This window comes from Mycobacterium bourgelatii, assembly GCF_010723575.1.
Taxonomy (GTDB): Bacteria; Actinomycetota; Actinomycetes; order Mycobacteriales; family Mycobacteriaceae; genus Mycobacterium; species Mycobacterium bourgelatii.
Window position 1 is genome coordinate 896492 of the sequence record NZ_BLKZ01000001.1, and the last position, 24938, is coordinate 921429.

General features: G+C 67.9%; 8 protein-coding genes and 1 pseudogene. 7 read left to right on the plus strand and 2 right to left on the minus strand.

The features are described from left to right. Positions 1–179: 179 nt before the first annotated feature. The 7 genes from G6N68_RS04170 (at position 180) to G6N68_RS04200 (ending at position 21514) form a co-directional block, all read left to right on the plus strand. Positions 180–2945 (plus strand): sensor histidine kinase, encoded by a 2766-nt coding sequence (locus tag G6N68_RS04170; RefSeq protein WP_163708242.1) that lies wholly within the window; start codon positions 180–182, stop codon positions 2943–2945. Further along, on the plus strand, positions 2942–3334 hold the full coding sequence (locus tag G6N68_RS04175) for a serine protease inhibitor (protein WP_163708245.1): 393 nt from the start codon (positions 2942–2944) through the stop codon (positions 3332–3334). Before G6N68_RS04170 ends, G6N68_RS04175 begins: the two co-directional genes overlap by 4 nt. Then, positions 3312–3692 (plus strand): DUF742 domain-containing protein, encoded by a 381-nt coding sequence (locus tag G6N68_RS04180; RefSeq protein ID WP_163708248.1) that lies wholly within the window; start codon positions 3312–3314, stop codon positions 3690–3692. Before G6N68_RS04175 ends, G6N68_RS04180 begins: the two co-directional genes overlap by 23 nt. Continuing rightward, positions 3673–4260 carry a GTP-binding protein gene (locus tag G6N68_RS04185; protein ID WP_163708251.1) on the plus strand — a complete coding sequence of 196 codons (588 nt, stop codon included), beginning with the start codon at positions 3673–3675 and terminating at the stop codon, positions 4258–4260. Before G6N68_RS04180 ends, G6N68_RS04185 begins: the two co-directional genes overlap by 20 nt. A 388-nt stretch (positions 4261–4648) precedes the next feature. Next, positions 4649–11353, plus strand: a complete 6705-nt coding sequence (locus G6N68_RS04190; RefSeq protein WP_163708254.1) for a PE family protein — start codon at positions 4649–4651, stop codon at positions 11351–11353. A gap of 52 nt (positions 11354–11405) precedes the next feature. Beyond that, positions 11406–20897, plus strand: coding sequence for a PPE family protein (locus G6N68_RS04195; protein ID WP_163708258.1), 9492 nt, complete (start codon positions 11406–11408; stop codon positions 20895–20897). Positions 20898–20956: 59 nt separating this feature from the next. Next, the gene (locus tag G6N68_RS04200) at positions 20957–21514 is read left to right on the plus strand and encodes a pentapeptide repeat-containing protein (protein WP_163708261.1); all 558 of its coding nucleotides are present in this window, start codon (positions 20957–20959) and stop codon (positions 21512–21514) included. 235 nt (positions 21515–21749) lie between these two features. Here the strand turns inward: G6N68_RS04200 and G6N68_RS30510 are convergent. Together G6N68_RS30510 and G6N68_RS04210 are read right to left on the minus strand one after the other, a co-directional pair. Beyond that, positions 21750–22004, minus strand: a pseudogene (locus G6N68_RS30510) (FHA domain-containing protein); the annotation flags it as partial. 73 nt (positions 22005–22077) lie between these two features. Further along, positions 22078–24714 carry an FHA domain-containing protein gene (locus G6N68_RS04210; RefSeq protein WP_163708263.1) on the minus strand — a complete coding sequence of 879 codons (2637 nt, stop codon included), beginning with the start codon at positions 24712–24714 and terminating at the stop codon, positions 22078–22080. Positions 24715–24938 lie beyond the last annotated feature (224 nt).

The following is a 24938-nucleotide window of genomic DNA, read 5'->3' on the forward strand; positions in this document are numbered from 1 at the left end:
GTGGTCAGCACGGCCGATTAACAGGGGAGCCTGTCATACTCGTCGGATTGCCAGGCGTTTAGGTAGGCGCCCGTCGGTTTGGCGAATAAAGCAGGAAGTTTCATGAGTTTCGCGTTTCGCACAGCGCTGCACGTTGGGGCCTGTCATGCGGCAAGGGCCGGTCGCACGGCCGGCAGCCCATGACCATGTTCGCCCGCCCGACCCAACCGGTCGCGGCGGCTCCACCGGTCAGCCCCGCCGCATCGGCACCCGGCAAGCGGCCGCCCGCCTGGTCGCTGCGCAATTGGCCGGTACGGTGGAAAGTCCTTGCGATAGCGCTGATTCCGCTGATCTTGGCCACCACTTTCGGGGTGTTGCGGGTTCGCGCGGAGTGGGACAGTTCCGACGAACTCCGGCTGGCCGCCGCGCGCGCCAACATGATTCCGGCGATCACCAATTACATGTCCGCACTGGACGTGGCATTGCTGGCCAGCTCCACCGGTCGTGATGTGGAAGGCGCCAAGAAAAACTTCGCCGCCCGCAAGACCGAATTGCAGATGCGCCTGGCGGAAACCGACGTGATCGCCGACGTCCGCTCGGGTGTCGACGCCCTGCTGAACGACGGTCAGTCGCTGGTGGACAAGGTGCTCGCCGACAACATCCCGTTGCGCGAGCGGATCACCACCTACGCGCCGCTGCTGTTGACAGCCGAGGACGCGATCAACGCCTCGGTGCGCGCTGACACCGAGCAGATTCGCGCGCAGGTGCAGGGCTTGAGCCGAGCGGTCGGCGCGCGCGGGCAGATGACCATGCAAGAGATCCTGGTGACTCGGGGCGCCGAACTTCCAGAGCCGCAACTGCGCTCGTCGATGATCACGCTGGCCGGCACCGAACCGTCCACCCTTTTCGGCCTCAACCAGTTGCTCGGCATCGGGTCCCCGGATACCAAGACCCTGCAGCAGCAGATGGTCTCGCGGCTGGCGATCCTGTCCGATCCGGCCAATGAGCTGGTCGACAACCCCGACCTGCTGCGCTCGATCGAGACGACCAAGGGGATCGCCGAGCAGGTCATCACCGACAACGCGACGCCGGTGACGAAGTCGGTGCAAAGCGAGGCCACGGCACGTCGCGACGTGGCCACCCGTGATGCCCTGCTCGTGCTGGGCGCCATCGCTATCGCCCTGGTCGCGGTGCTGCTGGTGGCCCGGACGCTGGTCAAGCCGCTGCGCGTGCTGCGTGACGGCGCCCTGAAAGTCGCCCACACCGACCTCGCCGGTGAAATCGAGGCGGTTCGGGGTGGTGCGGACCCGGTCCCCGCGCCGCTGGCCGTGTACACCACCGAGGAGATCGGCCAGGTCGCGCACGCCGTCGACGAACTGCACACCCAAGCGCTGCAGTTGGCCGGCGACGAAGCGCGGCTGCGGCTACTGGTCAACGACATGTTCGAGACCATGTCGCGACGCAGCCGATCGCTGGTCGACCAGCAGTTGAAGCTCATCGACGGGCTGGAACGCCAGGAAGAGGATCCCGAGCGGCTGGAAAGTCTGTTCCGGTTGGACCACCTGGCCGCGCGACTCCGCCGCAACAGCGCCAACCTGCTGGTGCTCGCGGGTGCGCAGATCACCCGCGACAACCGCGAACCGGTGCCACTGTCGACCGTGCTCAACGCGGCGGTGTCCGAGGTCGAAGACTATCGACGGGTCGAAATCGCCGACCTGCCCGACTGCACGGTGGTCGGCTCGGCGGCCGGCGGGGTCATCCACATGCTCGCCGAATTGATCGACAACGCGCTGCGCTACTCGCCGCCGACCAGCCAGGTAAGGGTGTCGGCCGTCCGCGGCCAGGACGGCGGCGCGTTGTTGCGGGTCGCCGACTCCGGCCTGGGCATGACCGAGTCGGATCGGCGGATCGCCAACATGCGCCTACAGGCCGGCGGCGAGGTGATTCCGGACAACGCCCGACACATGGGCCTGTTCGTGGTCGGCCGATTGGCGAGCCGGCACGGTATCCGGGTGGGGCTGCGCGGCCCTGCGGCCGGCGAGTCCGGCACCGGCACCACGGCCGAGGTCTACCTGCCGGCGGCCGTGCTCGTTGGAACCGCCCCGCACGAGCCCGAGTCCGGGCCAGAGTCCGCGCCGCCGAAACGGGCCGCCGGGGCTTTCCTCGTGTCGCCGCCCAGGCCGGCCGATGAGCAGGGCGATCAACAGGCCGTCGCGGAGCCCGCCGCCAATGGCGCCGGTGCACCCGTTCCGCCGGTCACCCTGTTGCCGCGACGCACTCCCGGCACCAGCGGCATCACCGATGTCCCCGCCCCGCCGAGCAAGCGGCCGCGGCGTGAGCTGCCAACGCCCTGGTGGGAGAAGGGCTCTCGGCAGGAGAGCAAGCCGGGCGCCGGGCAGCCCCCGAAGCCGGCCGCCGCCCAACCCATTTCAAAGCCGGCCACGCAGCCGGCCCCGAAGCCGACCGCGCAACAGGCCCCGCAACCGGCCCGAGCATCCGACACGTCGGCGTTCTTCGCCCGACGTTCACCCGCCCCGGCCGCCCAGCCAGAAAAGCCCCGAGAACCCGAAAAGCCCCAACAGCCCGAGAAGTCCACACCCAAGCCGGCGGACCCGGTTGGCCCGGTCGATGACGATGTCATCTACCAGCGGATGCTTGCCGAGATGATGGGTGACCCGCACGACCTGGTCGAGAGCCCCGACCTGGACTGGAAGACCGTGTGGGACCGCGGCTGGTCGGCGGCAGCGGCGGCCGAGGAGCAGCCCGTCGAGGCCCACACCGAGCACGGACTGCCGGTGCGCAATCCCGGCGCCCGCCTGGTGCCGGGCTCGGCCGAGTCCGACGCCGACGAGGCCGTGGTCCGCGACCCCGAAGCGGTTCGCGCGTCGATCGGCAGCCATTTCGGTGGCGTACACACCGGACGGTCGCAGGCGGGCGACACCGCTAACGGATCGGAGCGGCCATGACGGGCGGTGCTGCGGGAAGCTCGCTGGACTGGCTGGTCTCGCAGTTCGCCCGCGACGTCCCTGGCGTGGCACACGCGCTGCTCGTCTCGGTCGACGGGTTGCCGGTCGCGGCCAGCGAGTACCTACCGCCCGAACGGGCCGATCAGCTGGCGGCGGTGGCGTCCGGGCTGGCCAGCCTGGCGAGCGGCGCCGCGCAGCTCTTCGAGGGCGGACAGGTACTGCAGTCGGTGGTCGAGATGCAGAACGGCTTCTTGCTGTTGATGCGGGTCGGCGATGGTTCGCACCTCGCGACGCTGGCGGTGAACGGATGCGACATCGGCCAAATCGGTTACGAGATGGCCGTTCTCGTTGAACGGGTGGGTAGCGTTGTCCAATCTTCCCGGCGCTAGCGACGGGTCGGCGCATCTCGTCCGTCCGTATACCCTGACGGCTGGACGGACGGACACCGACGTCGAGCTACCGCTGGAAGCGCCGGTGCAGACGGTGTCGGACGAACGTCAGGACCGACCCAAGGTGTGGCCGCTCCACGACACGCGCGGAAGGATCGTCCAACTGTGCGTGGACAGCCCGTCGGTCGCCGAAGTTGCGGCTCGTCTTGATCTGCCGGTGGGGGTTGCGCGCGTCTTGATCGGTGATCTGGTCACCGCCGGTTACCTTCGAGTGCACAGGACCTTGACCGACCGTTCGACGCGTGACGAGCGCACTGAACTCATAGGAAGGACCTTGCGTGGCCTCCGCGCCCTTTGACAGCCGTTCAGTCGGGCACGACACCGCGTCGACGAAGATCGTCATCGCCGGTGGGTTCGGTGCCGGCAAGACGACGTTCGTCGGCGCGGTCTCAGAAATCATGCCGCTGCGGACGGAAGCGATGGTGACCGATGCCTCGGCGGGTGTCGACATGCTCGAGGCCACCCCGGACAAGCGGACCACCACCGTGGCGATGGACTTCGGGCGCATCACCCTGGCCGACGATCTGGTGTTGTACCTGTTCGGCACCCCGGGCCAGCGCCGGTTCTGGTTCATGTGGGACGACCTGGTGCGCGGCGCGATAGGCGCGATAATCCTCGTCGACTGCCGACGTCTGCAGGACAGCTTTGCCGCGGTCGATTTCTTCGAGCACCGCAATCTGCCTTTTCTGGTCGCTGTGAACGAGTTCGACGGCGCGCCGAGATATCCCCTTGACGAGGTGCGCAAGGCGCTGATGTTGCCCCCGCACATTCCGTTGATCAATGTCGATGCGCGCAACCGACGTTCGGCGACCGATGCGCTGATCGCCGTGAGCGAGTACGCGCTGACCAGCCTGACCCGCGGCTGAAATGCTCCGTGGCGGCGCCGCAACCCCGGGCTCTCACCTCGTGCCCCGAATGGGCATTGTGCACAAGTGATTAGGAGAGCTTTGGTAACAATGCACTCGCTTGCGCCAACTGGCTGACGGGCAGAATCAATTGGTTCACACTTATCCCTACGGTTGGCCGGTCCTCGCCAAGCGGCACAGCTGGAAGAGGGTGCGGCGGCCGGCGATTGTCGCGGATATCCGAGAAGAGGACGGGGCGATGAATTCCGCAGAGTTGCGTCCGAACACAGGACTCACGCGTGGGTATATCGGTGCCGGGGTGTCGCTGTCGCGGGCGGAGGTATTCGTCGACCAATTGCATAGCTAGCGACCTGATTGTGTTCGCATCCCGGATGCTGGAGGAATTGTCATGTCGCTAATGGTGGCCCCGGAGTTCGTGGCAGCCGCGGCAACGGATTTGGCGGGGATCGGGTCGGCGATCAGCGCGGCGAATGCCGCTGCGGCGGGCCCGACCAGCAACGTGCTGGCGGCAGCCGCCGACGAAGTGTCTACCGCGATCGCGGCGTTGTTCGGCACGCACGCGCAGGAGTACCGGGCGCTGAGCGCTCAGGCCGCGGCATTTCACGCGCAGTTCGTGCAATCGCTGACTGCGACCAGCAACACGTACAACATCGCGGAGGCGGCAAGTGCGTCGCCATTCCAGATGTTCGAGCAGGCCGTGCTGGATGTGATCAATACGCCCACCCAACTCTTGTTGGGCCGCAATTTGATCGGAGACGGGGTTAGTGCGGCGCCCGAGAGCGGGCAGGCCGGCACGCCTGGGGGTCTGTTGTGGGGCAATGGCGGCGCCGGCGGTTCGGGGGCGACCGGTCAAGTCGGTGGGCCGGGGGGTGCTGCTGGGTTGTTCGGCAACGGCGGGCCCGGCGGCGCCGGCGGCGCCGGTGCTAATGGCGGCGTCGGTGGGGCCGGCGGGTGGTTGAACGGCAACGGCGGCGTTGGTGGGCCTGGCGGTGTTGGCGGCAATGGTGGTGCCGGCGGCAGTGCCGGGCTGTTCGGTTCCGGCGGAGCCGGCGGGGTGGGCGGCCTCGGCGGCAATGGTGGCGCCGGTGGTAACGGCGGGCTGATCTGGGGCAACGGCGGGACCGGCGGGCAGGGCGGCGTCGGTACGGCGGGCGGGTTTGGCGGCAACGGCGGCAACGGCGGCGACGCCGGGGGGTTGTTCGGCAACGGCGGAGCCGGCGGGATTGGTGGGCCCGGCGCGCCCGGTGCTGCCGGTATCAACGGCACCGGCGCCGACGGCGGCAATGGCGGCAATGGCGGTAACGGCGGCAACGGCGGTCGCGGCGGGACGTTGGTCGGAAATGGTGGCGCCGGCGGCGCAGCCGGTGTCGGCGGGGATGGTGGCGCCGGCGGCTCAGGAGATCCGACCTTCGTGCTCAACAGCGGTGCCGGCGGGAAGGGCGGCAACGGCGGCGACCCCGGCACGGGCGGGGTAGGTGGTGGCGCCGGAGCGTTGGCAGGCCTGCCCGGTGCCGCCGGCGCCACTCCGACCAGCGGCGGCAACGGCGGTAATGGTGGGGCCGGCGCAGCCAGCATCAACGCCAACCTCGCCGGCGGGGCCGGGGGCAACGGCGGCAACGGTGGATCCGTCGGCAACGGGGGTAACGGCGGTGCCGGCGGCGCCGGTCATGAAGGCATCGCCGGCGGTAGTGGCGGCGGCGATGGCGGTAGCGGGGCGATCGGCAGCAGCGGGGGTAAGGGCGGCAATGGCGGTAACGGCGGCGCAAAGGCCGGCAATGGCGGTGCCGGGGGTAACGGCGGAGACGGCGGCAATGGGGGCGTCGGCGGCAACGGGCACGATGCCTCCGCCCTGAACACTGGCGAAAACGGCGGCAACGGCGGCAACGGCGGCACGGGCGGGACCGGCGGCGCCGGAGGCAACGGCGGCACCGCTGTCGCCGGCCTCAACGGCAAGGGAGGGAACGGCGGCAAAGGCGGCATGGGCGGGGTAGCCGGCAACGGCGGCCACGGCGCCAACGGCGACCCGACTCTCGCAATCCTGCAGGGCAACGGTGGCAACGGCGGCAACGGCGGCAACCCCGGCGCCGGCGGCGTGGGCGGTGCCGCCGGTCTGGGCGCCACCCCGGCTTTGAACGGTACGGCCGGCGCCAACGGCACCTCGCCCACCAGCGGCGGTAACGGCGGCAACGGTGGCAACGGCGCCACCCGCACAGGCTCGCATGCCAACGGCGCCAACGGTGGTAACGGCGGCAATGGCGGCAACGGCGGGTTGGTCGGCGACGGTGGTCACGGCGGTAACGGGGGCAACGGTGCTAGTGGCACCGACACCGGCAAGAACGGCGGCAACGCCGCCAGCGGCGGGGATGGCGGTAACGGGGGTAACGGCGGCAACGGCGGGGCGCTGAACGGCAAGGGCGGCAACGGCGGCAAGGGCGGCGACGGCGCCGCCGGAACCGGTGGGGACGACAACATCGGAGCCGCCAACGGGGCCAACGGCGGGAACGGCGGAAACGGCGGCAAAGGGGGCAACGGCGGCAAGGGCGGCGACTCGTTCGCCATGTTCGCCAAAGCGGGCAGCGGCGGCGACGCGGGCAACGGCGGCGCCGCCGGCAATGGCGGCGACGGCGCCGCCGGTGATCCGAGTGGGATCACCAAGGCAGGGGCCGGCGGCAACGGCGGCAATGGCGGCAACCCCGGCACCGGAGGCGTGGGTGGCACCGGCGGCAAGGGCGTCATTCCGGCCATGAAGGGTGCGGACGGGGCCGATGGCACCGGGCCCACCAGTGGCGGCGACGGGGGCAATGGCGGTAAAGGCTCGAGCACCAATTCGGGAACCCAGGCAGGCAACGGCGGTAACGGCGGCAACGGCGGAAAGTACGGCAACGGCGGAAACGGCGGTGACGGCGGCACCGCCAGCGGGGTAGGCAAGAACGGCGGCAACGGCGGCGCCGGCGGCACCGGCGGGTCCGTGAGCGGCAACGGTGGCAACGGCGGTGCCGGCGGTAGCGGCACGACCGGTAGCGCTTCAGCGCCCGGCGGCAACGGTGGGGCCGGTGGTGCCGGCGGCAACGCCGGCGGTTCCGGTGACGGCGGCAAGGGCGGCAACGGCGGTGCGGGCGGAGCCGGTGTCGATGGAACGTCGGCGAAGAGCACCGGCACCTCTGGCACCTCCGGCACCAGCGGCGGTTCCGGCGGAAATGGTGGAGCCGGTGGCGCGGGTGGAATCAACGCCGGCAAAGGCGGCAACGGCGGCAACGGCGGCGCCGGTGGTTCCGGCGGCCACGGCGGCGACGGCATGACGGGCTCGGACGGCAGCAACATCTTCCCCGGCAACGGCGGCAACGGCCAGAACGGCGGTAACGGTGGTAACGGCGGGAACGGCGGCAACGGGGGCAACGGCGGTCTCGGCGGTGCGGCGAAGGCGGCTGGGTACGTCAATGGCACCACGGGCCTCGGCGGTAACGCGGGCAACGGCGGCAACGGCGGCAAGCCGGGCGACGGCGGCAACGGCCAGGCCGGCACCAGCAGTTCCGACGCCAGTGCGGTTGGCAAGGGCGGCGACGGCGGCAACGGCGGTAACGCGGGTGTCGGCGGTGCCGGAGGCAAAGGCGGCGTCGGACCTCAGACCGGCACCGATGCCAAGGGCGATCCCATCTACTTCAAGGGGTTGGACGGTGCCGACGGCATCATCCACAACGGTGGCAAGGGTGGTAACGGCGGCAACGGTGGCTCCGCTCAACCAAAGGCCGGCGGCACCGCCACGCACGGCGGGGCCGGCGGACACGGTGGTAACGGTGGCTCCGGCCTCAACGGCGGTAACGGCGGTAACGGCGGTAATGGCGGCGGAGCGCTGGACCAGGCGTTCTTCGAAGGCACCGGTGGACGGGGCGGTGACGGCGGTGACGGCGGCGCCGGCCTGATCAACGGCGGCCTGGGCGGCTTCGGCGGCACGGGCGGCAGCGGGACCGACCCTGGAACGTTCGCGAAAACCGGCGGCCAAGGCGGTGACGGCGGCGACGGCGGACAGGGCGGCACCGGGTTCGGCGGCCCAGGTGGCGCCGGCGGTCCCGGCGGCAACGGAGACAGCGTGAGTGGCCCCGGCGGCAGCGGCGGCAAAGGCGGCAAAGGCGGCGACAGCACCAACGGGATCGGCGGCTATGGCGGCCAGGGCGGCATGGGCGGAACCGGAAACTCAGGTGGCCACGGCGGCGCCGGCGGGGCCGGCGGTGACGGCGAGTACGGCGGCGGCGAAGGCGGTGGCGGCGGCTTTGGCGGCCAGGGCAACTTCACCGGTCCCGGGGGCAACGGTGGCGCCGGAGGCGCCGGCGGAAACTCCAGCAAAGGGTTCGGTGGTGCCGGCGGCACCGGTGGCTACGGCGGCGCGCCGGGCATCAACGGCCACGGCGGCAACGGCGGCAACGGTGGTAACGGCGGAAACGGCGGCACCGACACCGTCGGCGGCGTCGGCGGTGCCGGCGGTAAGGGCGGCAACGGCGCCAACGGCGCGGACACCGGCCACGGCGGTGACGCCGGTGCGGGTGGCAACGGCGGCAACGGTGGCAAAGGCCTTGACGGCCCGGGCGGCAACGGTGGTGCCGGTGGTGCCGGTGGTATTGGCGGCACCAGCAACGGCAACACGACGGGCAACGGCGGTTCTGGCGGCCACGGCGGCAACGGCGGCGACGGCACGAACGGTGCGGGCGGCGACGGCGGCAAGGGTGGCGCCGCGGGCGCCGCAGGAGTTGCCAACACCAACGCCGTGGGCGGGAACGGTGGCAACGGCGGTAACGGCGGCCATGGTGGCAACGGCACGACGGGCGGCGCCGGTGGTGCGGGTGGCAACGCCACCAGCGCCGCCAACAGCGGCTCTGGCGTAGTCAACGTAACGGCCGGCAACGGCGGCAACGGCGGCAACGGTGGTAACGGCGGCCACGGCTCGGCCGGTGAAGGTGGTAAGGGCGGCGCCGGCGGCAGCGGCGGCAACGGCGGCCACGGCGGCGGTTCCGACGGCGGCAACGGCGGTAGCGGCGGCAACGGCGGAAACTCCGGCAACAGCACCGGCGTCGCGGGCATCGCCGGTGGCGCTGCCGGGGCGGCCGGCAACGGCGGTGGCACCAGCGCCATCGGCGGGCGGGGTGGCAGCGGTGGCAACGGCGGTAGCGGCGGCAGTGGCGGCAACGGCACCACCGGTGGTGCCGGGGCCAACGGTGCCAACGGTGGTGCCGCCGCCGGCAATGGTTCGACGGCACTCGGGCGTACCGCCGGCAACGGCGGCAGTGGCGGCAACGGCGGCAATGGCGGTGACGGCTCCAACGGGCCCGGTGGCGCCGGCGGGCACGGTGGCCATGGCGCCAACGGCGGTGACGGCAACGGCGGCACCGGCGGCAACGCGGGTGCCGGCGGCCACGGCGGCAACGCCGGAAACGGCACGTCCGGCGCGGGTGCCGCCGGTGGCAATGGCGGCAACGGCGGCGCCGGAGGCGGAACCAAGGCCGATGCCGGACACGGCGGCAGCGGCGCTGCCGGTGGCAAAGGCGGCAACGGTGGCAAGGGCGTTAACGGCGGTAACGGTGGCGCCGGCGGCGCGGGTGGAAACGGGGCCGCCGGCGGCAGTGCCAGCCTCGGTCAGTCCGGCGGCAGCGGGGGTGCCGGCGGGGCCGGCGGCGACGGCGGCATGAACATCGGAATCGGCGTCGGCACCGGCGGCGCCGGCGGCGCTGGCGGCGCCGGTGGCAATGGCGGTGACGGCACCGGCGGCAATGGCGGAAACGCCGGCTCGGGCGGCAAAGGCGGCGCGGGCGGCGGCAACCTCAACTTCAGCAACACCACCGGCGGTGCTGGCGGTGCCGGCGGCAAAGGTGGCACCGGCGGCACCAGCAACGGCAACGCCTACGGCGGCAACGCCGGTCATGGCGGGGCTGGCGGTGCCGGCGGCGCGGGTGACATAGGCGGCAGCGGCGGCAACGGCGGCAATGGTGGCGTCGGTGGCCGGGGCGGCGTCGGTGGTGGCGGTCCGAGCGGAGGGCAAGGCGGCAACGGCGGGCAGGGTGGCGCCGGTGGCAATGGCGTCTCGCTCGGCGGGAATGGGGGCAACGGTGGTCACGGTGACCATGGCGGCCCCGCCACGAATGCCGGCAGTGGCACCAAGGGCGGCAACGGCGGGGCCGGCGGTCACGGTGGCGCCGGAGGCGATGCCACGGGCGTCGGCGGCAAGGGTGGTAACGGCGGTACCGGCGGCAACGGGAGCTACGGCGACACCAGCGGACCCGTCTCCATTGGCGTCGAGGGTGCGACCGGGGGTGCCGGCGGCAACGGCGGTAAGGGCGGCAGCAACCCGAACGGCTCTGGCGGCGACGGCGGCCACGGCGGCCACGGCGGTGCCGGGGGTAACGGCGGGTCCAGCGGAGCCAACTCGGGTATCACCGGCGGTTCCGGCGGGGCCGGGGGCGCCGGCGGCGCGGGCGGCGACGGTGGCAACAACGTCGGCAACACCGGAGGCAAGGGCGGCAACGGCGGCAACGGCGGCAGTGGTGTCGGCGGGAACAGCAGCGTCACCAAGGGCGGTACTGGCGCCGCCGGCGGCGCCGGCGGGGCAGGCGGCAGTGGCTACACGGGGGGTGCCGGCGGTAGCGGCGGTAGTGGCGGCTCCGGTGGCAGCAATAGCGGCGGCACCATCGGCACGGTCTCCGGTGGTGGCGGCAACGGCGGCGCGGGCGGCAAGGGCGGTGCCGGCGTTGTGCTCGGCGGTGCCGGCGGTAGTGGCGGCTCCGGCGGCACGGGCGGCCACGGCGGTGGCTCCACCGGCGGTAACGGCGGCAACGGCGGCCAGGGCGGTCACGGCGGTAACGCCAACAGCGGCGGCACGGGCGGGAAGGGCGGCAACGGCGGCTCCAGCGGAGCCGGCGGCGGGACCAGCTCCCTTCTTGGTCTCGGCGGCGACAGTGGCGTCAGCGGGGCCGGCGGCACCGGCGGCTCCAGCGGTGCCATAGCCGGCCAGGGCGGCGGGGGCTCGCAAGGCCCGAACAAACACGATGGCACGACCCCCGGGGGTGCCGCCCCCGGCGGCAGCGGCGGCAATGGTGCGACACCGTGATTGACACCTGGGTGATGGCGATGTCGGAGACCAACGGGAGAGGAACGGCGGCATGACTTTTCCCTTGCTGCCGCCGGAGATCAACTCGGCGCTCATGCACTCCGGGGCGGGACCGGGACCGCTGTTTGCCGCCGCGGCGGCCTGGGAGGAGCTGGCCGCCGAGCTCAGTTCGGCTGCGGAGTCGTTCGGCTCGGTGACCTCGGGGTTGGCGGGTGGAGCCTGGCAGGGAGCGTCGGCGGTCGCGATGGCGAGCGCGGCCGCTCCATACGCCGGATGGCTGAATGCGACCGCGGCCGCCGCGGCGGCGGCGGCCGGGCAGGCGCGGGTCGTGGCGGGGGTGTTCGAGGCGGCGTTGGCCGCCACGGTGGACCCCTTGCTCATCACGGCCAACCGTTCGCAGCTGGTATCGCTGGTGCTGTCGAATCTGTTCGGCCAGAACACGCCCGCGATCGCGGCCGCGGAGTTCGACTACGAGCTGATGTGGGCCCAGGACGTCGCCGCGATGTTGGGCTATCACGCGGGCGCCTCGGCGGCCGTCGAGGCGTTGCCGCTGTTTGCTCAGCCGTTTGCCCAGCCGTTTGCCATCGCCGGCGCGGCCGCTTCCGACCCGCTCAAGACACTCGTCGTCAACCTGGGTCTGGCCAACGTCGGCACCTTCAACGGCGGCCTCGGGAACATCGGCAGCTACAACGTCGGCAACGGCAACGTCGGTGGTTTCAACCTTGGCGGCGGCAACGTCGGCAACAACAACGTCGGGTGGGGCAACGTCGGGCTGCGCAACATCGGGTTCGGCAACTCGGGTCTGGTCGCCAACGTCGGAGGCCTGGGCAATTTCGGGTTCGGCAACACCGGTGACGCCAACTACGGCTTCGGGAACCTCGGTATCGGCAACATCGGGTTCGGCAACACCGGCAACGGGAACATCGGCATCGGGTTGACCGGCAACAACCTGACCGGGATCGGTGGGCTCAATTCCGGTAGCGGCAACATCGGTTTGTTCAACTCCGGAACCAACAATGTCGGGTTCTTCAACTCCGGCACCGGCAACTTCGGCCTATTCAATTCCGGTAGTTATAACAGCGGAATCGGCAACTCGGGCATCGGCAGCACGGGTCTGTTCAACGCGGGTGGGTTCAGCGCGGGTTTTGCCAACGCCGGTAACTACAACACCGGCAGCTTCAACGCGGGTGCCTTCAACACGGGCAGCTTCAACCCGGGCAGCATCAATACGGGTTGGCTCAACACCGGTGACACGAACACCGGGTTGGCGAATTCCGGCAATGTCAACACCGGCGCATTTCTGTCGGGTGACTACAGCAACGGCTTCTTGTTGCGGGGCGAATACCAGGGTTTGCTCGGACCCATATCGGGCGGAATCGGTTTGCTGGGCGACATCCCCATCAGCGTCGATATCAATGGTGGCGTCGGCGCCATCACGATAGAGCCCATCCACCTGCTTCCCGAAATCCCGATCAACATCGACCACACCTTCTATCTAGGCCCGTTGGTCGTTCCGCCCATCCACATCCCGGCGATCTCGCTGGGTGGCGTCATACCGAACCTGTCGATCGGCCCCATCAAGATCGATGCGATACCCCTTTTGCCGGCCCAACACGCCGAATTCCTCTTGAATGCCGCGTGGCCGCAGTCGACGATAACAATTCCAGCGATCAGCCAGGTATCGCTTTCGCCCAATCCCGTTCCCACCACGATAATCGGCCCAATAACTATCAATATGGGCTTTTCGGTACCGTTCACCTTTAGTTTCTCCACGCCCGAGATTACGCTATTGCCGAACGGCCTGAGCATTCCCGACGCGCCACTTACGCTCAGCCTCGGCGCGGCGGTAGGGACCGATGCGTTCACCGTTCCGGGATTTTCAATTCCCGAGCAGGCACTGCCGATCACGTTCAATCTGATTGGCCGTATCGACTCGCTGAGCACCCCGCCGATAACGATCAGCAACATTCCCCTGAGCCTGCATGCCACCGGCAGCGGCGGCCCGATCAGCATGCCCGGGTTCACCACTCCGCTGGTGCCGGGCTACGGGAATACGACCACCACACCTTCGTCGGGATTCTTCAACAGCGGTGCCGGTGGCTCTTCGGGCTTCTTCAACTCCGGCGCGCATCTGTCGGGCTGGTTCAACCAAGCACCCCAAACTGCGCAGACACTGCTGGGGACGGCCTCCGGCTTCTTCAATTCCGGCTCGTTGGTGTCGGGAATCTTGGCGGGCGCAAACCTTGGCCTGGGTGGCCTCGGCGACGGCAACCTCGGCAGCGGCAATATCGGGCTGGGCAATGTCGGGGTGGGCAATATCGGGTTCGGGAACTCTGGTCTTTCGGTCGACATCCCCGGCTTGGGCAACGTCGGATTCGGTAATGCCGGTGACGCCAACTACGGCTTCGGGAACTTCGGCGTGGGCAACATCGGCTTCGGCAACACCGGCAACGGGAATATCGGGATCGGGCTGACCGGAAACAACCTGACCGGGTTCGGCGACTTCAATTCCGGTAGCGGCAATATCGGGTTGTTCAACTCGGGTACCAACAATGTCGGGTTCTTCAACTCCGGCACCGGGAACTCTGGCTTGTTCAATTCGGGGAGCAACAACACCGGTATCGCCAATTCGGGGATCGGCAACATCGGTGTTCTAGCCACCGGCACAAGCGTTGGGCCGCTGCTCCCGCTCCCGACAATCGACTTCCCGCAATACATTCCGCTCGGGGGACTTTCAGAAATCCCCATCAACCTCCACGTGATCGGCACCCTAGGTCCCATCCACCTCGAACCCATCCCCATCCCCGAGTTCAACGTGGAAATCACCGGAGCCTTCATCGGCGTGCGCGAATTCACCCTCCCACAGATCACGGTTCCCGCTGTCCCGGTTCACGTGACGGGATTCGTCGATCTGGAGGGTTTCAGCGTCTCCGCGACGCCGCTCATGTCAGCGCTGAGCGTCAGTGCAGACTTTTACGCGAACCCGTTTGCCCTACCAAGTCCGTTCCTCACGCTGGCCAACTACGGCCCACCGCTAGGCCCGCCCGGAGCGAGATTCCCGCACGGACCGTTCTACCTGAGCATCAGCGACCTCAAGGTCAACGGACCCGTCATCGGCAGCGGTACCAACCCTGGGATCGCCGGCCCGATCAACATCGGTTTCGATCTGACCACAACGCCGTTGACCTTGTTCCCCAACGGATTCAGCATCGGCGACCAAAGGCCGGTGACCGTCAACTTGACCGGAGGCCTGGACAGCTTCACGTTGTTCCCGGGCGGCTTGCAGTTCCCCGAGAACCCGATTGTCAGCCTCACCGACTTCACCGCCGGCACGCGGGCTTTCACCCTGTTCCCGCAGGGCTTCACGATCGACCCCATCCCGGTGGACCTGCAGGTCAGCATGGGTATCGGCCCCATACCTCTGCAATGGGGCTACTTCCCGCCAACGCCGGCCAACGGCCCCATTCCGGCGGTCCCCGGCGGGTTCGGCATCACCAGTGGGCTGTTCCCGTTCCACTTGGCCATGACCGGCGGCATCGGCCCTGTCAGCTTCCCGACCACCACCGTCTTGGACGCGTTGACGCCCCTGCTCACCGTCACGGGAAACCTCGAGGTCGGCCCCTTCACGATCCCGGAAGTTCCCATCCCGGCCATCAATTTCGGCCTCAACGGCGTTGTCGACGTCGGACTCACCGCGCCCGAAACCATTCTTCTTTCCGGCCTGGGCATCACGGGAAGTTTCGACATCCCGTCAATTCAGATTCAAGCCATTTCCACTCAGCCGTTCAAGATGTACATGGGGATCAGCGACACCCTGCTGCTGTTTGACTTCAGAGACGGCGTCGCGATGCAGCCCGTGGTAATTCCATTGAGCGGTGACACGTTCAGCATGCCGCCCCTCAGCATCGAGCTGCCGGTCATCAAGGAATCCATTCCGCTGAATCTGTCTTTCGGTTCGCCGGCATCCATCGTGGAGAAGACGGTTCTCCATATGTCGGAGCTTCTTAACTTCTCCGTGGACATCAAAGAACCCGTGATCATTCCGGCGACCACCCTCCTGTTCGAAAACAGCCCGATAATTCCGCTGAATTTCGACCTCACCACCGCTGTCGGCCCCCTCAACATCGGGATCATCTCGCTGCCGGGGTCTGACAGCGAGGGCAGCACCGGCGGCCCGGCGTTTGACCCATTCGGCGCTTTGAGTGCACTGCTGTTGGGAGGTTTGAGCGCCCCGGGCGTGGGGCTGGGCATCTTGAGCCTGTTCGACGGGAGCATCGGAGACGCCCTGATCTCGGGCCTCAGCTCGGCCGTCGGGATCGTCGGCCCCAATTTGGGCCTGAGCGACCTGGGTGGCGGGAACGTCGGATTCGGCAACATCGGCGACTTCAACCTGGGCGCCGCCAACGTCGGCAACTTCAACTTCGGCGGCGGCAACATCGGCGACAACAACTTCGGCTTCGGCAACCTCGGTTTGGGCAACATCGGGATCGCCAACTCGGGTTCGGGTGCCGGGGCCTTCGGCGTCAACAATTTCGGATTCGCCAATATCGGCAGTGACAACTACGGCCTGGCGAACATCGGCGTCGGCAACATCGGGTTCGCCAACACCGGCAGTGGGAACGTCGGCATCGGATTGAACGGCGACAACCTGACCGGGTTCGGTGCCTTCAACACGGGCAGCGGCAACATCGGGTTGTTCAACTCGGGCACCAACAATGTCGGGTTCTTCAACTCCGGCACCGGCAACTTCGGCCTGTTCAACTCGGGCAGCTACAACACCGGCATCGGCAACTCGGGCATCGCCAGCACCGGCCTGTTCAACGCCGGCGGCTTCAACACGGGCCTGGCCAACCCGGGCAGCTACAACACGGGCAGCTTCAACGCGGGTAACGCCAACACCGGCGGTTTCAACCCCGGCAACACCAACACGGGCTGGTTGAACACCGGCGACACCAATACGGGGTTGGCCAACTCCGGCAACGTCAACACCGGACTACTCATCTCGGGGAACTACAGCAACGGCGCCTTCTGGACGGGCGATTACCAGGGCTTGGCCGGTTTCTACTACGACATCGGCAACTTGGCTCCGGAAACATACCTCGTGTACATCCGCGAAACCCTGAATCTCGGACCCATCCACATCGACCCGATCCCCGTCGACATACCGCCGTTCTTGGACATCGACGAAACCTTCTACTTCGGTCCATTCACCCTGGACCCGATCACCATCGGCCCAATCTCGCTGGATATCCATGAGACGTTCGAGCTTGGCCCGTTGGTCATCTTGCCGCCCATGAACATTCCGGCGACTCTGATCCACGAGGTCTCGACGTCGCCCGGCGGCCCTTCCGCCATACCGCCGCTGACCGTTTCCACCGTTCAGAATGTGTGGCTTTCCACTGTCGACTTCGCCAACGGCAACACCGTGCTCGGCCCATACCAGGGCGGCCTGTTCCCGTTCACCATCAGGTTCGGGGACTCTGGACCGTCATTCTCGGCGCTGAATCTGAGCATCCCGCCCATTGCGATTCCGGGGCTGACTATTCCTTCCCTGCCGCTGCGTCTCGATGTGACCGGCGGGATCCCGGCGATCACCCTGTTCCCCGACGGCCTCACCTTCCCGCAGATTCCGGTGCATGTCGACGCGTTCGCCGGAATCGCGCCTTTCACGATCTTTCCCGACGGCTACACCATCGACCCCCTTCCGCTCGAGCTCAACATCGATCTCCTGCTCGGCCCCATGGCACTCTCGCCGATCCACATTCCGCCTGTTCCGGGGTTCGGGAACACGACCGCCACCCCGTCGTCGGGTTTCTTCAATTCCGGCGCCGGGGGAGTCTCCGGAATCGGCAACTTCGGCTCGAACTTGTCGGGTGGGTGGAACCAGGCCAGCCAGATCGCGCAAGGCACGGTTTCGGGTCTCTTCAACGCCGGCACGTTCGGATCGGGGTTGCTCAACTGGGGCTCGGGCGTGTCGGGCCTGTTCAACACGAGCGGGCTAGATGTCGCGACCTCGGCGGTGTTGTCGGGCTTCGGCAACGTCGGTGCCCAGCTGTCGGGCGTGTTGTCGGGCGACAGCGCGCTCAACCCAGTCAGCCTGGTCTCGGCCGGGTTGGCCAACGTAGGGGCGAGCAATGTCGGCTTCGGCAACGTCGGCGGCTTCAACCTGGGCGCCGCCAACGTCGGCGATTTCAACGTCGGCGGCAGCAACATCGGCGACAACAACTTCGGCTTCGGCAACCTCGGTCTGGGCAACGTCGGGATCGCCAACTCGGGTTCGGGTGCCGGTCCCTTTGGCATCAACAATTTCGGGTTCGCCAATATCGGCGCCGGCAACTTCGGCCTGGCGAACATCGGCGTCGGCAATATCGGGTTCGCCAACACCGGCAGTGGGAACGTCGGCATCGGGCTGACCGGCGACAACCTGACCGGGTTCGGTGCCTTCAATTCGGGCAGCGGCAATATCGGGTTGTTCAACTCCGGTACCAACAATGTCGGGTTCTTCAACTCCGGCACCGGCAACTTCGGCCTGTTCAACTCGGGCAGCTACAACACCGGCATCGGCAATTCGGGCATCGTGAGCACCGGCCTGTTCAACGCCGGCGGCTTCAACACGGGCCTGGCCAACGCGGGCAGCTACAACACGGGCGGCTTCAACGCGGGTAACGCCAACACCGGCGGCTTCAACCCCGGCAATATCAACACGGGCTGGCTGAACACGGGTCACACCAACACCGGGCTGGCCAACTCCGGCAACGTCAACACCGGGGCCCTCATCTCCGGGAACTACAGCAACGGCCTGCTGTGGCGGGGTGAGTACGAGGGCCTGGGTGGTTTCGTGTTGGACCCCGTGGTGCTGCCGCAAACCGACTTCCTGCACCTGTACTTCTCCGGCGGGCTGGGCGACGTTGTTATCCCGGCCATCGACGTTCCCGCGATCCGCGCGGTATTCAACGCCGACGTCGCCGTCGGCAGCTTCACCATCCCGGAAATCCCGATTCCGCGCGTCGACCTGGACGCCATCACGGTCAGCGCCGGCCTCGGCCCGATCTCGCTCCCGCACCTAGCGATCCCGAAGATCCCCGTCACACTGAACTACTCATTCGGCTCGCAACCCGGCGGACCCCTGAGCGTCGGTCCCCTGTCGGGTGGGTTCGAGGTACTTCCCGGCCAGCTTTTCACGCTGACGCTGGGTCCGGTGGTGATAGGTTCCAGCTCGTCGCAAGGGAGCATCGCCGCTTTCCTGGCGAACCTGCCCCTCAGCACCCCCGTGGTCAACATCGACCGGATCCCGCTGCTGGCCTCCATCACCGGCCACTCCGAGCCCATCACCGTATTCCCGGGTGGCCTCACCATCCCAGCGATGAACCCGCTGAACATCGACGTGTCCGGCGGGACCGGCGCCTTCACCATCCCGGAGATCAAGGTCGCCGGAATTCCTTGGTACCTCGAGGCGCACAGCACCATTGGCCCCGCTCGCATCGTCTTCGCCAACATCCCGGCGCTCCCGGGCATCTTGAATACGACGGGCACGCCGTCGTCGGGCTTCTTCAACGGTGGTCCCGGTGGGGTGTCGGGAATCTCGAACGTCGGGACGAACGTTTCGGGCCTGCTCAACCAGGTCCCGGCCGGGTTGCAGGGGATGGCGTCGGGCTTCTTCAACGCCAGCAGCCTGGGATCGGGCTTGTTCAACATCGGCTCGGGCCTGTCGGGCCTGTTCAACACGAGCGCGCTCGATGCGGGGACCTCGGCGGTGATGTCAGGTGTCGGCAACTTCGGTGCCCAGTTGTCGGGAGTGCTTTCGGGCGCCAGCCTGGGGTTGGGCGATGTGGGAGGCGCGAACGCCGGGTTGGGCAATGTCGGCGGGTTCAACCTGGGCGTGGGCAACATCGGCGACTTCAACCTGGGCGCCAGCAATATCGGCGACAACAACTTCGGCTTCGGCAACCTCGGCTGGGGCAACATCGGCATCGCGAACTCCGGTTCGTTGCCGGGCCCGTCGGGCATGCCCAACATCGGCCTCGCCAACGTCGGCCAGAGCAACTTCGGTATTGCCAACATCGGCATAGGCAACATCGGGTTCGCCAACACCGGCAACGGGAACATCGGAATCGGTTTGCACGGTGACAACCTGACCGGAATCGGCGCCCTCAACTCGGGTAGCGGAAATATCGGGCTGTTCAATTCGGGTACCGGCAACATCGGCTTCTTCAACTCCGGTACCGGCAACTTCGGCCTGTTCAACTCGGGCAGCTACAACACCGGCATCGGCAATTCCGGAATCGCCAGCACTGGAGTGTTCAACTCCGGCGGGTTCAACACGGGCCTGGCCAATGCGGGCAACTACAACACCGGCGGGTTCAACGCCGGCGACAGCAACACCGGCGACTTCAACACCGGCATCGCCAATACGGGCTGGTTGAACGCCGGCCACACCAACACCGGACTGGCCAACTCGGGCAACGTCAACACCGGCATCCTGAACAGAGGCAACTACAGCAATGGCTTCTTCTGGTGGGGCGACTACCAGGGCGTGCTCGGGTTCTCCTACAACGAAACCATCATTCCGAAGTTCAACGTCGCGAATGTCCATGCGACCGGCTGGGCCGGGCCGATCCAGATTCCGTCGATCCACATTCCGGCGATCCCGCTGGACATCACCGCAACCGGCGCAATCGGCGGCTTCAGCATCCCGTCCATATCCATTTCGCCGATCACGGTCGGCATCAACCCGGTATTCGAAATCGGCCCCATCACCATTCAGGACATCGTTTTCCCGGGTCTGGGCCTCGACCCCGCCAGCAGCATCACCGTCGGCCCGATGTTCAGCTCCGGATCCATCATCGACCAGTTCCCGATCAAGCTGCTGAATTTCATCGACGTCAACGTCGGTCCCATCCAGACGACGGGCAGCGAGATGCAGCCGTTCACGCTGTCCCTCAGTTCGCTCGGCATAACCACCCTGCTACCGGAATTCGTCATCCCGGGAATCACGATTCCCGTGGACCCGATCCGCATCGAGCTGCCGCTGTCCGTCACCATCGGACCCTTCGTCAGCCCAGAAATTCCGATACCCGTGTTCCCGCTGGGCCTCGCGTTGTCCAACGGCACCCCGCCTTTCAACTTCCCTCCGCCGATCACTATCGACCGCATCCCGGTGCTCCTCGACGTCGACGCCTTCGTCGGGCCGGTCAAGGGCGGCTTCTTCATCCCGCTGGTCCCGGGCTTTGGAAACCACACCACCTTCCCGTCGTCGGGCTTCTTCAACTTCGGCTACGGTGGCGGGCTGTCGGGCATCTCGAACTACGGAACGGGCGTCTCGGGCATCCTGAACCAGGCCGCGGCCCCGTTGCTGGGTACCGTCTCCGGCATCTTCAACTACGGCACGCAGGTGTCCGGCCTGCTCGAGCAGGGTGCCGGCCTCTCCGGGCTGTACAACGGCAGCGACCTCGACCTGGACCTCATCACGTCGGCCTTCACGTCCGGTGTGATGAACTTCGGCCGGCAGCTCGCCGGCCTCTTGTTCCAGGGCACCGGGCCGTAGCCCGCCGGCCGGGCCATGAGCCGCGGCCGACCCAGAGAGGGGGAGTTGAGCTGAGCTCGTTGCACTGGGTCGACCGCGAATTCACCGGGCAGGATTTCCGGGACCTCCAGGACGGGGACCTCAGCCGGCTGCGCACCGAACGTGCGGTGTTCGACGAATGCGATTTCAGCGGTGTCAACCTGGCCGAATCCGAACATCGCGGATCGGCGTTCCGCAACTGCACGTTCCGCCGAACAACGCTGTGGCACAGCACGTTTGCACAGTGCAGCATGCTGGGCTCGGTGTTCGTGCAGTGCCGGCTGCGGCCGGTGAGCTTCGAAGAAGTCGATTTCACCCTGGCGGTTCTCGGCGGCAATGACCTGCGCGGCGTCGACCTGACCGGGTGCCGGCTGCGGGAGGCCAGCTTGGTGGAGACCGACTTGCGCAAGGCCGTGCTGCGCGGCGCCGACCTCAGTGGCGCACGAACTACCGGCACCCGACTGGACGACGCCGACCTGCGCGGCGCCAAGGCCGACCCGTCGTTGTGGACCAGCGCCAAGCTGGCCGGAGCGCGCATCGACGTCCCGCAGGCACTCGCCTTCGCGCTGGCGCACGGGCTTCGGTTGGACGCGCAGTAGTGGTGGTGGGTATGCGGGGAACGGCGGCCGTGGTGTCTGGATCGTGCGGTCGCGGCCGAGGCCGAAATCGCGGTCGGGGCGGGTGCTTGCGCGGTCGGTCGGGGGATTGTGGCGGCGGATCGTCCGACGGCGGAGTCACCGGAGTCGGGTCCGTCGGCGGCAACAGGCCAACGATGCCCCGGTGGTGACCGACCTCGAAGGCGACCCGTGGTCCGTCGGGCCGGCCCAGGTTGACCGTCAGGCCGTCGCTGATGTCGACCGACCCCACTTGACTGCCGTCGACGAAAACTCCACTGGAAGAAGCGTTGTCGATCGCGACCCAGCGATCCTGCTCGAAGCGCAGCAACAGGTGAGCGCGGGCGATGCGCGGGTGTGCGACGCGCACATCGGCGTGTACGTCACTGCCGACGACGACGTCGCTGCCCGCCGCGAAGGTTCGCTGAACCTGACCGGAGCGAACCGTCAGCACCGGATGGTGGCCCTGACTCATTACTCAAGTCTGCCCGGGCCCGGCGGGCAAGAAGGCGCAAAGACGCCGATCTGGCGCCTGTGCGTACACCAGGTCAGCGACGCTTCAGCCGGATCTTCCACCAGACGATGGTGCTGTACACGATGCACAACACCGCGAGCATCGCCATGTCGAACAGCCACGCGCTGGGCTTGTGGTCCCAGTGCTGGTCCTTGGGGCTGGTCGGGCCCGGCGTCAGGCGGTGGACGTCGATGGTGGACGACGCCGCCGCGTAGCCCCACCGGGCAGGCGTCGCCCACGACAGCTGGTCGAGCACGGTGCGGTTGGTCACCCAGATCATGCCGCCGGAAAACACCAGCTGCGACATGATGGCGGTGACCAGCAGCGGCATGATCTGGTCCTGGGACTTGGCGATCGCCGACAGGGCCATACCGAGGACGGCCGAGGCCACACAGGTCGCGGCGACGGTGACGAACAACTCCAGACTTACGTCCGGTAAGACCACGGGATCGGCGATCGGCGTCCCCCACCCGACGATGGCGATGATGGTGGCGACCGCAGCCTGCATGGTCGCGAATGCGCAGAAAACGACGATCTTGGCGGCCATATAAGCGCCGGTGGACAAGCCGACCGCCTGCTCGCGTCGGAAGATGGGCCGCTCGCCGACGAGATCTCGGATGGTCAGCGCGGTACCCATGAACACCGCGCCGACGTTGAGCATGACCAGGATCTGTCCCGGCTGGTTGGGGGCGCTGCTGTTCGGATCGGCCATGTCGAAACCGGTCTTGCCGCGGACCGTCAACGTCAGCACACCGATGAGGAACGGCAGCAAAGCCAGGAACACGGTGTAGCCACGGTCCGAGATGACCAGACGCACCTGGCGGCGGGCCACAGTCGAGAACTGGTGGAGTCCGCTGGTATGGACCGGTTCGCCAAGGTCGGCAGCCGGACTGGAGGGGGCCGGACCCCTCGGCTGTTCTCGCTGGGCCAGGAACCGGCGGTTCGCCTCGTCGGGGTCGGCGCCCACCTTGGTGAAGATGTCGGCCCAGTTGGTGGTGCCCATGGCCGCGCCGATTCCGTCGGGCGGACCCAGGTACGCCGTCTTGCCGCCGGGGGCCAGCAGCAGGATCTGGTCGCACACGTCCAGGTAGGACACCGAGTGGGTGACCACCAGCACCACACGACCCGCGTCGGCAAGCTGGCGCAGCATCATCATCACCTGGCGGTCCAACGCGGGGTCCAGACCGGAGGTCGGTTCGTCCAGGATCAGCAGCGACGGGCCGGTGAGCAGCTCGAGCGCCACCGAGGCGCGCTTGCGCTGACCGCCGGAGAGTTTGTCCACCCGGGTGTCGGCGTGCTTGGTCAACTCGAGCTCTTCGAGCACCTGAGCCACCACCTGCGCCCGGTCGGCTTTGCTGGTGTCCGGCGGCAACCGGAGTTCGGCGGCATAGCCGAGCGCTTGGTTGACGGTCAGCTGCCGGTGCACCACGTCGTCCTGGGGGACCATGCCGACCCGGCTGCGCAACGACGCGTATTCGGCGTGAATGTCGTGGCCCTCGAAGGTGACATTGCCCGTGGTGGGGCTGGTGTAGCCGGCGATCAGCCGGGACAGCGTGGACTTGCCGGCGCCGGACCCGCCGATGATGGCGGTCAGCGTCCCGGGACGGGCGGTCAGCGAGATGTGGTCGAGCAGCTGCTTGCCGCCCTCGACCGTGAACGTGACCGAGTTGACCTCCAACCCGCCCGTACGGGTGGCCGCTTCGGTGCGACGGACCAGGGTGCCGCGGGTGTAGACCAGGTCGACGTTGCCGATGGTGACCACGTCGCCCTCGGTGAGGATGGCCGATCCGACCCGGACGCCGTTGACGAAGGTCCCGTTCACGCTCTGCTCGTCGCGAATCTCCGCACCCAGCGGCGACATCGTCAACGACGCGTGGTGACGCGACGCCAGGACGTCCTGAATGACGATGTCGTTGTCGGTCGATCGGCCGATGGTGACGGCGTTGGCGTTGACGGGCCTCTCGTGGGAGCCCGTCCGGGTGCGCAGGGCCTGGAACATCTTCGTGGCCAGGTTCGACGACTGCGGCGGGGAAGATTGCGGAGGAATGCGTCGCGGTGCCGCGCGGGGCGGAGCCGGACGTGGCGGAAAGTTGGTCGCCGCAGATGTGGCGGGCGCGGGCTGAACGGGTCCCCGGGGGGCCCCGCCGCCGGGATACATCGGCGGCGCACCGCTTGGAGGGGGCGGTCCGCCCGGCTGGGGACGCGCAGGTGGTGGGGGACCCCAGTTCGAACCGCGGGCCGACGGCGGACCGGGCGGCCCTGGCGGCCCTGGCGGACCCACCGGTGCAACCTGGTCCCAGCTCGCTTCGGTGTTGATGATCGGCATCGAATTGGTCTGGGGCGGACGTCCGGCCAGGCCGACGTGTCGTCCGACCTCGAAGATCAACAGCGGACCGTCTGGATTTCCGATGTTGACGGCTTGGCCGTCGTGGATGTCGACCACGGGCACTCGGCGCCCGTTGACGTACGTCCCGTTCAGCGAATTGTTGTCGATCGCCAGCCAGCGGCCCTGATCGAAGCGCAGCAGCAGATGAGCGCGAGAGATCAGCGGATGGGTGATTCGCAAGTCGGCGCGAAGGTCGCGTCCTACGACTACATCGTGGCCCGCTGCGAACGTGCGCTCCGATCCGTCGTACCGAACGGTGAGCGTTGGTGGCGCGGGTGAGGACATCGCCACAACTCTAGCTTTGTCTATATTGCGCACCAACTGCATCAACCGCGGCCCGGTGTCTGTGTGGAGTCTGCGCTTAGGCGTTGAGTCTGCGTTCCGGGCGGCGCATTGCGACGAATCTCCGCCCTCAGCGCAGGGTCAACGGTCGTGGAAGTGGCGCCAACGCCATTTCGGTCGGCGGAGCTGTGCACTTTGCATAGGTCCGGCGCAAATGCGTGGACAAA